9 protein-coding genes are annotated in these 11,402 nt (G+C 62.3%); 1 reads left to right on the top strand and 8 read right to left on the bottom strand.

From position 1 onward, the window contains the following. Positions 1–152: 152 nt before the first annotated feature. The 8 genes from R1T44_RS11255 to R1T44_RS11220 form a co-directional block, all read right to left on the bottom strand. On the bottom strand, positions 153–1,451 hold the full coding sequence (locus R1T44_RS11255; protein WP_317292062.1) for an AGE family epimerase/isomerase: 1,299 nt from the start codon (positions 1,449–1,451) through the stop codon (positions 153–155). Then, entirely contained in the window at positions 1,451–2,794 is a 1,344-nt protein-coding gene (locus R1T44_RS11250) for an MGH1-like glycoside hydrolase domain-containing protein (protein ID WP_284726976.1), read from the bottom strand. The genes R1T44_RS11255 and R1T44_RS11250 overlap by 1 nt, the downstream gene beginning before the upstream one ends. 53 nt (positions 2,795–2,847) lie before the next feature. Then, on the bottom strand, positions 2,848–3,882 hold the full coding sequence (locus tag R1T44_RS11245) for an ABC transporter ATP-binding protein (RefSeq protein WP_107334666.1): 1,035 nt from the start codon (positions 3,880–3,882) through the stop codon (positions 2,848–2,850). Positions 3,883–3,983: 101 nt separating this feature from the next. Then, a complete protein-coding gene (locus tag R1T44_RS11240; RefSeq protein ID WP_317292061.1) occupies positions 3,984–4,901 on the bottom strand; it encodes a carbohydrate ABC transporter permease in 918 nt (305 codons plus the stop codon). Further along, complete coding sequence (locus R1T44_RS11235; protein ID WP_317292060.1) at positions 4,901–5,749, bottom strand: carbohydrate ABC transporter permease; 849 nt, start codon at positions 5,747–5,749, stop codon at positions 4,901–4,903. Before R1T44_RS11235 ends, R1T44_RS11240 begins: the two co-directional genes overlap by 1 nt. 196 nt (positions 5,750–5,945) lie before the next feature. Next, complete coding sequence (locus tag R1T44_RS11230) at positions 5,946–7,214, bottom strand: ABC transporter substrate-binding protein (protein WP_317292059.1); 1,269 nt, start codon at positions 7,212–7,214, stop codon at positions 5,946–5,948. A 128-nt stretch (positions 7,215–7,342) separates the two neighbouring features. Then, positions 7,343–8,344, bottom strand: coding sequence for a substrate-binding domain-containing protein (locus R1T44_RS11225; RefSeq protein ID WP_317292058.1), 1,002 nt, complete (start codon positions 8,342–8,344; stop codon positions 7,343–7,345). Between the two features lie 433 nt (positions 8,345–8,777). Next, positions 8,778–10,160, bottom strand: a complete 1,383-nt coding sequence (locus tag R1T44_RS11220; protein ID WP_317292057.1) for a sugar porter family MFS transporter — start codon at positions 10,158–10,160, stop codon at positions 8,778–8,780. 326 nt (positions 10,161–10,486) lie between these two features. On the opposite strand from R1T44_RS11220, the gene R1T44_RS11215 reads away from it, so the two are divergent. Continuing rightward, positions 10,487–11,377, top strand: a complete 891-nt coding sequence (locus R1T44_RS11215; RefSeq protein ID WP_317292056.1) for an MBL fold metallo-hydrolase — start codon at positions 10,487–10,489, stop codon at positions 11,375–11,377. Positions 11,378–11,402: the final 25 nt, after the last annotated feature.

Genomic DNA, 11,402 nt, shown 5'->3' with positions numbered 1-11,402 from the left:
ATAGCGCGGGTCGTCATTGCCACTGAACCAGGCGCCCACAACGCAGCGACCCGACACGCCGCGGGAGGCGGCGTGTCGGGTAGTCGGGTGTATCGAACGTGTCGAGCGTATCGAGACTGGCTGCGGGCCGCCATTCACGGCCCGGCGGGCAGTCAGTCGCGGGTGATCACGCGCAACAGTTCATGGCAGGCGCCGAGACTGTGATAGTCACACTTGGCACCCGGCGAGCTCTTCAGGTCATCGAAGCGCTGGTTGTCGGCATTCAGCAGGCGATACCAGGCACCGTGCTGGTGATCGATGAAGTGCTGCCAGGCGTAGCCCCACAGGCGCTCGTACCACTCGGCGTAGTGTGAATCGCCGGTGGCCTCGTGCAGCAGCGCCGCGGCCACCAGGCTCTCGACCTGCACCCAGAAGTACTTGTCGTCGTCGCAGATGGTGCCATCCGGCGCGAAGCCGTAGTAGATGCCGCCGCGTTCGCTGTCCCAGGCCAGATCCAAGGCGGTATCGAACAGACGCTGCGCGGTCGGCAGCAGCCAGTCGTCATCGCGATGTCGCTTGAGCATCAGCAGCAGCTTGGCCCATTCCGTCAGGTGACCCGGCTGGAAGCCCCACGGACGATAGAGGTTCTTGGGGTCGTCGCGGTTGTAGTCCCAGTCGACGTTCCAGTCGTGATCGTAATGCTCCCAGATCAGGCCATCGGCCTTGGCGGCCTGACGCTGGCAGATGTTGCTGGCCAGGGTCATGGCCCGCTCCAGATAGTGCGCCTCGTCGGTGGCCTCGAAGGCGGCCAGCATGGCTTCACAGGCATGCATGTTGGCGTTCTGGCCACGGTAGTCGGACAGCGTCTGCCAATCGGCGCTGGCCTCGTCGGCATAGAGCCCCGCCTCCGGCGACCAGAACTTGTCTTCCATCAGCGCGCGGGTCTCCTCGAGCCAGCCGCGAGCCTCCTCGATACCGGCGCGCCAGGCTGTCGCATAGGCCAGCATCACGAACGCCAGGCCGTAGCACTGGTTGGTGTGGTCCGCCTCGCCTTGCTCGCTCAGCGACCACAGATAGCCACCGGTCTGCGGATCGAGATGGACATCGCGCAGGTAGTCGATGCCGTGACGGGTCGCGGCCAGACACTGCTCATCACCGCTGCGCAGGTATTCCATCGCGAAGTTGAAGACCATTCGCGTGCTGCTGACCAGATGACGCGCCGCGGGCGTATACACCGTGCCGTCGTCGCGCCAGGCCTGGAAGTAGCCACCGCGCTCATGATCTATCGCCTTGGGCAGATAGAAGTCCATGATCGAGCGGATATGCTCGCCCAGAAAGCCGCGGCTGGCGAACGTTGCCGGCATGGGCGGTACTGCCTGGCGTGACAGCGGTGCCTTTTGCGGTGCCTGCATCAGTGGAGAGGCTTGTTGAGACTGTTGTTGAGACTGCTGCTGAGAGGCGTGCTGAGTCATCAGGAAGCCTCCACGACGCCGGTTGCCGCCTTGCTGGCGGTGAAGCTCTCCAGCGGGTTGAGCCAGTAGAGGTCCATCGCCGCGGTCCAGGAGAAGTCGCGACCGCCACAGCCTTCGCCGGTCACCGAGTTGAAGTACTCGTAGTAGCCGGCGGCCTCGATGCACTTCTGGCTGGCCTGCTTGATCTGGTCGGCCTCGCGGGACATGCCATATTCCTCGCAGCCGATGGCCAGCATCCAGTTGATGTGCAACCAGCTCGGTCCGCGCCAGTAACGCTTCGGCTCGAAGCGGGTGCTGGCCGGATGGGTGGAGGCGACACCGAAGGGCGCCTGTTCCAGCCATTCCTCGAGCAGACCGCCCATGCGCTGCGCCTGGGCGCCGCTGGCGACACCGGCGAACAGCGGCAGAATGCCGGCGGTGGTGACGTGCTCCAGCAGCACGTTGGCACGCGCATCACGGCTCAGGAAGCAGCCCAGCTCATCGCTCCACAGCGCCTGCACGCCTTCCTCGGTGCGCGCCAGCGACTGCTTGAGGCTGAAGAGTGCCTCGCCGTTGGTGTTGACCAGACCCAGACCTGCGGCATCCTCTTCGCACAGCGCGATCAGGTCGCGCGTGCCACGGTGCAGGATGGAGATCAGGCTGATGTCCTCGACGCGGTACGGGCAGTCGCGATACAGCACCTCGGCGTCGTGCTCGTTCTGCTGGAAGAACTTCACCAGATAGATGTAGCGATCATATTCGTACTTGTGCGGGCGCTCGGACGGATCGACCAGCCCGGTATCGCGACGCACGTATTCGGCATCGACCGGCGGCACGCCAGCCAGCGGGCCATCCCACTGGGGGCTGTTGTCCATGCCCGATTCCCACGGGTGATAGCTGCACACGCGGCCGGTGTGTTCCGGATCACGATCGCGGTAGAACCACAGGTGGTAGCGGATGACGCCGGGCAGGGTGGCGGCCAGCTTTTCCTCGGCAAGCCGGCGATCACGGCCTTCCTCGAACAGCAGCTTCATGACACTTGCCAGCACCGGCGGCTGGGAGATGGCACTGGTCGACGGGCTATGCTTGACGCCCCAGACTTCCGGCCCCGGGAAGTAGGTTTCCGCGTCACCGTGGAAGACGATATGCGGCACCATGCCGTTGTCCCACTGACCTTCCAGCAGGCGCTCGACCTCACGCCAGGCACGCGCTTCGTCACCGGCGGCCAGCCAGCCCAGCGCGGTGATGGCGGCGTCCCAGTTCCACTGGAAGGGATAGAGGCCACGCGTGGGCACGGTGTAGCCGCCCAGGTCGTTGAGCTTGAGAACGTCGTGAGCGCTGAGCGCGTCGAGCTTGGCATTCATGTAAGTCGGCTCCGTTCGGGATGAAAGGTTGGGTAGAGAGGGGTCGGGGTGCCTTACGCCGACATCAGGTGGCCGCTGTGGTCGTAGAAGCGCACCTTCTCGGCCAGCGGGCGGATATGGATGTCGCTGCCATTGCCGACATCGAGATCACTCGGCACGTTGACGCGAATCATCTCGTCACCGAAACGCGCGGTCAGCTGCTTGTGCGATCCCAGCAATTCCGAGACCAGCACGCGCACCGGGGCGAAGTTCTCGGTGGGCTCGAAGCGCACCTCGAAGTCCTCGGGGCGGATACCGCACTTGTGCACCTGCTGGCTCGACTGCTCGGGGCGGGTCGGGTGATTCCAGCGTGCATCCGGCGGGATGAAGTTCATCGGCGGGTTGCCGATGAAGCTGCCGACGAATTCGGTCGCCGGGTAGTGGTAGATCTCGGAGGGCGGCGCGTACTGCTCGATCTGGCCACCCTTCATGACCGCGATGCGGTCCGCCAGGCTCATGGCTTCGACCTGGTCGTGGGTCACGTAGATGGTGGTGGTGTCGGAGGCGGCGAGAATGGTCTTGAGCTCGGCGCGCATCTCCAGACGCAGCAGGGCATCCAGATTCGACAGCGGCTCATCCATCAGCAGCACTTCCGGCTCCATCGCCAGGGCGCGCGCGACCGCGACCCGCTGACGCTGACCGCCGGAGAGCTGACCGGAGTAGTGATCGAGGCGGTCCTCGATATGCATCAGTGCGGCGGTTTCCTTCACCTTGCGCTGGATATGCGCCTCGCTGTCCTTGCGCACGCGCAGGCCGAAGGCGATGTTCTCCGCCACGGTCATGTGCGGGAAGACGGCGTAGTTCTGGAACACCATCGCGATGCGACGATCGCGCGGTGCCAGCGAGGTGATCTCACGCTCGCCGATGCGGATCGAGCCGCTGCTCTCGTATTCCAGCCCCGCGATGATGCGCAGCAGGGTGGACTTGCCGCAGCCGGACGGGCCGAGCAGCACGGTGAATTCCTTGTCGCGGATCTCGAGATCGATGGACTTGAGGATTTCCTGCTTGCCGAACTGCTTGCGTACGGCGCTGATTTGGATGGCTGACATGGTCTGACTCCTTTGATCGAGAGCGGCGGCGAGGAAGTGAACTCGCTTGCGAGGGACGATGAAGATCGCCGCCGGTCATTGGCCTGATGAGCGGGCGTACGTTAGCGGTTGGAAATGCCCCACATGCTGAACAGGTACTTCCTGATCGCGAACAGGAACAGCAGCGCCGGGACGACCAGAATCAGACCACCGGCATACTTGATCTCGGCAGGTGACTCGGAAAGGCTCTGCACCAGGAAGGCGGTCAGGGTGCGGTTCTCGACGGTGAGGATTGCCGAGGCGAACACCTCGTTCCACGAGATCACGAAGGCGAACACGGCCGAGGCGGTGATGCCCGGGGCGGCCAGCGGCAGCACCACGCGGCGGAAGGCCTGCCAGCGGTTGCAGCCCATCAACCAGGCGGCTTCCTCGAGTTCCACCGGAATGCCCATGAACAGGCTGGAGGTGATCAGCACCGCAAACGGCAGTGCCAGGGTGGCGTGCACCATCGCCAGGCCCAGGATGGAGTCATCGATGCCGACCTGGATGAAGATGACGGCCAGCGGCAGCGCCAGCAGCGGCATCGGGAAGGCCCGCGACAGGATGATGATCATGCGGTAGGCATTCATGCCCGGGAACACGAAGCGGGCCAGTGCATAGCCTGCCGGTGCGCCGAGCACGATGGCGATCACCATGGTGAAGACGGCGGCCAGCAGCGAGTTGCCCAGTGCGCTGATCACGCCCTGGTAGTGCCAGAAGAAGTCGAGGGTCTCGAAGCTCAGCGCCGGGGTCAGGGTCTTGGGCCAGCCGGTGATCTGCTCCGGCGTGCTGACGCTGTTGAGCATCAGCAGGGCGATGGGCACCAGCACCCACAGCACCAGGATCGAGACGCCAGCCCGGAACAGCCATTTCCAGGCCATGTCATTGCGACGTGGCTTGTGGGCGGTCTGCGCTACCTGGCGTGAGGAGTCGTCGGAGGAGGCGCTTGCGCGTGACGAAAGCGATGACGGCATGACGGCCTCGGAAGAAGAGGATTTCATCAGCGAGCCTCCTTCGGCACATTGAGGAACTTGATGTAGAAGCCGGTGATGACCACCGAGATCAGCATGATCAACACCGCGTAGGCCGCAGCGGCACCTGTCTGCTGGTAGAGGAACTGCCAGTCGAAGGTCTCGCTCATCAGTACCGGCATGTCACTGCCGCCCAGCATCATCACGACCGCGAAGACCTCGAGTGCCAGCAGGGTGCGCAGAATCAGCGCCGACTGGATGCTGGGGCGCAGCATCGGCAGAGTGATCTTCCACAGGCGCTGCCAGTAGCTGGCGCCGAACACCTGACCGGCCTCGTCATATTCCTTGGGGATCAGCCCCATGCCCGACACCAGGATCACCAGCACGATGGCGGTACCGCGCCAGATCTCGGCGACCACCACGGCCAGGAACAGCGCGAAGGCATTCTGATAGTTGAGCCAGGACGCCGGCGCATCGATCACGCTGACCGCGCTCAGGAAGCTATTGAGGAAGCCGAACTGCTCGAGGATCGCCAGCCAGATGATGCCGGCGGCCAGATCGGAGATGCCCAGCGGGATGGTCCAGATGTAGAGGGTGCTGTCGCGGCCCTTGTTCATCTTGGTGACCATCAGCGCCATGCCGATGGCCAGCACCAGCTGCAGCGGCACCACGACCCCGGTCAGCAGCAGGGTGTTCTTGAGTGACGGCCAGAAGTTGAAGTCCTGATAGATGCGCGTGAAGTTGGCCAGGCCCACGTTGCCGTCACTGCTGGTGAAGGCCTCGGCGAAGATCTGGATGAACGGATAGAGAAAGAAGGCACCCATGAACAGCAGGCTGGGGGCGATCAGGTAATAAGGTAGCCAGCGATCGTGCTTCATCTTTGCTCACCTTTGGCGTTGTTGTGATGGCTTGTCGGAATGTTTTGGTGGCACCGGGTCGGCATGACAGGGGTTGGCGTTCCGTCATGGCGACCCGTCGGGGGGTGCCGTTGCTGCTGCTGTATTGCGTGTGTTGCGAGTGATGCGTGTGTGACGAGTGATGCGTTCTTGAGTGTTGCGTTCTGGTGCCAGCGGCTTACTTGACCGGGCAGGGGCCGTCGCTGGGCGTATCCGGGAGCCAGCAGCCTGCGCCTGATGTGTTGATCAGCGTCTGCAGGCGCGGGGCGAGGATATCCAGCGTCTCCTCGATGTCGGCGTCGCGCAGTACGATCTGCACGAAGGCATCGCGGTAGATCTTGTTGAACAGGCCCGACTGCTGGCCCAGGCCACTGGGCAGCAGCGAGAGCACGGCGTCATCAGCGGAGGACTGGGCCGCGACCGCCTTGCCGGACATGCGAATGCTGGCGGGCAGGTCATCGGGCAGCCCAGCCTCTACTACCGGGAAGAAGTTGGTGGCCCGCAGGGTGCGAATCTGTGCCTCGGGCGTCATCAGATAGCGGATCAGCTTGCGCGAGGCTTCGGGATTCGTGGCATTGGCGGGTACCGCCAGGCCAGCGACCACCGGCATGTAGCCGCGCCCGCTGGGGCCGGCAGGGGCCGGGAAGGCCACGTACTGATCCGGCTGCTTGTTGAAGGCATCCTTCAAGCGCGCGGTGTGATCGAAGGCGACCCACACCTCGCCATTGAGCAGCGGTTCCTGCATGAAGCCGTAGGCGGTGGAGCGCGGATTGGTCACCGCCCAGATCTCGCGGAACTTCTGCCACATGGCCACGGCGTCATCGCTGCGGAACTCACGCACCACCGAGTGGGTGAAGGACGGGTAGAGATAGCCTTCCAGGAAGCGGTGGATCAGCCCCTTGCGACCGGCCGGGAAGCCCAGCTTGGGGCTGCCGGTGGCCTCCTGCATGTTGCGGCCCCAGGCCAGCAGCTCGTCATAGCTCAGCGCGTTCAGGTCAGCGCCTTCGGGCAGGTAGGGCAGCGCCTTGCGATTGGCGGCCATGATGTAGGTCGCCTGCATCCACGGAATGTAGCGCTGCTGGTCGCCGCCCAGCTTGCCCAGCGTCATGTACTGCTGGCTGATGCCCGCCTCCGCAAGCGAGCCTTGCAGGTCATCCAGCGGCGCCAGAATGCTGGGCGTCAGCGACCCCAGTTCGCCGTGCAGCCCGCCGAGCAGATCCAGCGCGCCATCTGGGCTGGTCTTCTCCGCCTCGAGACGCGACAGGAAGGTGCTTGTCTCCTGCGGCATGTAATTGATGGCCTCGGCGTAGGGTGCCAGCGCGATCTCGCGCATCTGCTGGGCCTCTTCCAGCGGTCTGGCCTGGGTGCTGAAGAAGGTGATGTCAGCGAGGGCGGACGTACTGCCCAGCAGCGCCAGCAAAGCGAGGGCGGTTGGCATCTTGCGCATGGAGGTCTCCCCGGGCGGGTGTTGTTTTTCTGGCGTCACGCTGACCACGTTCTGGCGATGGCATTATCAGATCAGGCGTTTGCGGTCAGGCGTCTGGCGTCGTGAGGTCAGTCGATGGTCCTGTGTGCTCAGGCAGTGGTATCGCGCAGCAGCAGGCCGTAATCGAAGCAGCGATGGCGTGGCGCGCCATCCTGCGGTGCCAGCACCAGTTCGATCAGCGCCTGACTGACGGTCTCGAACGAGATGTCCAGGGTGCTGAGACTGGGCTGGCGGTACATCTGCGGCGGCAGGTTATCGGCGCCGATGATGGCGATGTCCTTGCCGGGTATATGGCCGCAGGCGCTGACCGCTTCCATCACGCCGTAGGCGAAGATGTCGCTGGCACATACGAAGGCGGTGGGGGCGTTGGCCCCGGACAGCGCTTCATGGGCGACCTGATAGGCGCTGGCATAGCCGTGTGGGCAATGGCGTGAGCTGGGCGCGAGGCCGGCGTCGTGCATCGCCTGCAGATAGCCGGTTTCACGTTCGACAGCGGTGAAGAGGTCGCTGAAGAAATTGAGGAACAGGATGTTGCGATGGCCCAGGCCAATCAGATGGCAGGTGGCGCGCATGAAGCCGTCGGCGGCATTGATGTCGACCCAGTCGTGCTCGCTGGCGCGGCCGGTACGACCGTGAGTGACGAAGGGGATGCCGCTGTCGAGCAGGAAGTCGACGCGCGGGTCCTGAATGCGGGTACGGGCCACCACGAAGGAATCGACCTTGCCGCCATCGATGAAGCGCTTGTAGGTGTCCAGCTCGTCGCGGTCCTCGGGCACCGTGGTGACGATGAGGTCATGTTCCGGTGCGGCGTCGTGCAGCGCCTGGCCCAGCGCGACCAGCAGGCGGGTGTTGAACTGATCACGAAAGTCGCCCTGGGCGCCGTTCATGATGTAACCCACCGAGGAGGTGCGGCCTGTCTTCAGACGGCGTGCGCTCTGATTGGGCTTGTAGCCCACTTCACTGGCGTAGGCCTGCACTCGCTCACGGGTCGTGGCGCTGACATCCTCGAATCCGCCCAATGCCCGCGAGACCGTCGTGACTGACAGGCCCAGCTGGCTGGCGAGATGCTTGAGTGTGATGTTCGGCGGCATGGCACTTTTCCTTTGCGGTAACTGTGAGCGGAAACCGTTACCCGAAACGTTTCGGAAGCGATCTTTTCACTGTTTTGATTAGCTTGGCAAGAATGACGAGACCAAAGAATATATCCGTAATAATCCCGACATATGGCGCTGAAAATCGCCGCTCTGGCTGGTGATTGAGCCGGCGACGATACCACGCTATTTGCACGTAGCGATCTGGCGCGCGTCAGCGCAGGAGGAGGGCAGCAAGCCATGTGCGTTGTGGGTAGCGGAGCCGCTCTCATGTCGTGAGGCGACGCCCGGCAGGGGCTCCTGGCGGGCATGACTGCCAGAGCCATAAACGCCGACACCCCGCACAGGGCGGGGTGTCGGCGTCTGGATAGCGATGTTGAGTCAGGCCCGGCGACACTGTCGTAACAGTGTCAAAGCCCAGACATTCAGAGCATCAGTAGTTGCCTTGTGGCGCGAGCTCCGCGGCCTTCTCCTTGCGTGAGGGACGAATCAGGCAGCCCTGCAGTTCCTCAAGCGAGACACCTTTGGTCTCGGGCATGAAGAACAGAACGAAGACTAGTTGCAGCAGCATCATGAAGGCAAAGAAGGCGAACACCGGCCCGCCACTGAAGTGGCTGAGGATGGTCGGCATCAGCAGCGCGATCAGTGCCGCGAAGATCCAGTGCACAGAGCTGCCGAAGGACTGACCCATGGCGCGTACCTTGTTGGGGAAGATTTCAGAGATGAATACCCAGATTACAGCACCCTGACTCATGGCATGTGCAGCGATGAATACGCCAAGCAGCACCGGCACGCCATACCCGCCCATGGCGGAGAAGTCTTGCAGATAGAATGCCCAAGAGATTAGGCACAGTGATACTAGGTACCCGGCGGAGCCGATCAGAATCAGGGTCCGGCGCCCCAGTTTGTCGATCAATGACATACCCAGCATTGTGAATATCAGATTGATGACCCCGATTCCCGCTGTAGAGAGCAATGCAGCACTAGATTCGAGCTGAGCCTCGGCCAAAATCCGCGGTGCGTAGTAGATGATGAAGTTGATGCCAGAAAGTTGATTGAATGCGGCAATCAGGAAAGCAAACAGGATAGGCAGGCGGTAGCGCCAGGCGAACAGGCGGGTATGTTGCTTGGCACTCCCGTCGCTCTCGGTGCCACGAATGATGGCGATTTCTTCGGCGATATCGGCCTTGGGGTTGATCAGCTTGATGATCTCGGCTGCTCCAGCTTCATCATTACGCTTGAGAATCAACCAGCGCGGGCTACGTGGCACCTTGCAGATCATCATGAGATAGAGTGCGGCAGGCACAGCTTCCACGCCCAACATCCAGCGCCAGTTCTCGCCATCGATGAAGCCGATGAAGTAGTTGGAGACAAAAGCGATCAGAATCCCGAAGACGATGTTGAACTGATAGAGCCCGACCAGCGCTCCACGCCGTTCGCGCGGTGCGATTTCCGAGATGTAGATAGGCGCCGCGACGGAAGAGGCCCCCACGCCTAGCCCGCCCAGCAGACGGAAGAACGAGAACACATATGGATCAGTGGCCAGAGCGGAACCCAACGCCGAGACCAGATACAGGATACCGATGCCAATCAACGTGGCTCGGCGCCCGAAGTGGTCGGTTGGCCAATTGCCGAAAATGGCGCCGATTACCGTGCCCCAAAGTGCCATCGACATGATGATGAGGCCGTGGTTCAGATCGCTGAGACCCCACTGACTTTGCAGTGCAGTATCAGCTCCTGAGATGACGGCGGTATCGAAACCGAACAGGAAGCCGGCGAGGGCAACCGTGATCGACCATTGAAGTATTCGTGACATGGCGTAGCTCGTCCAATGAGGGCTAGGGTAAGTGACATCAACTTGTGAAACTTAATCGTGCAAGATTGTAGAGCTGAATCGTGTCACCGCGCAATCCCAGCATAGCGTGTGCTCTTCAGTCCATCAGCTATACCTTATGGTTAAAGGCATTTCGGTAAGGGTTGTCGCTCATTACCTATTTGGGAATTAATTCGCTAGAACAACAGGTTATTGAAAATCACTCCTGTATATTCTATTTGGTTTTAACGTTATTCTTTTTTTGCGTTGTTGCCGTTTCAGGCGTAGGCTTGAGGCATCAATCCTTGAGCGAAACAGGAGGTCGGAAGATGGCAACCTCAACACAGCGCCCCCAGGTCGAGAGCTTCTTCGACGAAGACAGCAACACCTTCACGCACCTGGTGCGCGATCCGCAGTCCCGCCAGTGCGCGATCATCGATCCCGTGCTCGACTTCGATTATCCCGCAGGCCACACCAGTACCCGCTCAGCGGATGCCTTGCTTGCGCATATCGAAGCCGAATCCCTCGAGGTGGTGTGGATTCTCGAAACCCACGTCCACGCCGACCACCTGTCGGCGGCCGCCTACCTGAAAGGCAAGCTGGATTGCCAGCTGGCGATCGGGGCGCGCATACGCGAAGTGCAGGACATCTTTGCCGATATCTTCGCCGCCGAGGCGGGCTTCGCGCGTGATGGCCGCCAGTTCGATCGCTTGCTGGAAGAGGGCGACAGCCTGGCGATCGGGGGGCTTGAATGCCGCGTGCTGCATACGCCGGGCCATACGCCGGCCTGCGTGAGCTACGTGATCGGTGACGCCGTCTTCGTCGGCGATACGCTGTTCATGCCCGATTACGGCACCGCGCGCTGCGATTTCCCCGGCGGCGATGCGCGTACGCTGTATCGCTCGATTCACAAGGTGCTTTCGCTTCCGGACAGCACACGCATCTTCCTGTGCCATGATTATTCGGCCGAAGGGCGTGAAGGCTTCTGCTGCCAGACGTCGGTGGGTAAGCAGCGTGAGCACAATATCCATGTGCATGACGGCATCGATGAGCAGGCCTTCGTCGACATGCGTACCAAGCGTGATGCCGGGCTTGGCATGCCGCGTCTGATGCTGCCGGCGGTGCAGGTGAACATGCGCGCCGGCCAGATGCCGCCGGCGGAAGACAACGGTCGCGCCTATCTCAAGATTCCGCTCAACCTGCCGTTTGATCAGCTGTGATGGCTGCCATGCCGGCAGGGAGTAT

This window comes from Cobetia amphilecti (genome assembly GCF_032923285.1).
Taxonomy (GTDB): domain Bacteria; phylum Pseudomonadota; class Gammaproteobacteria; order Pseudomonadales; family Halomonadaceae; genus Cobetia; species Cobetia amphilecti.
Note: the sequence above shows the minus strand (reverse complement) of the source record. Positions and strands in the feature narration are given on the sequence as shown.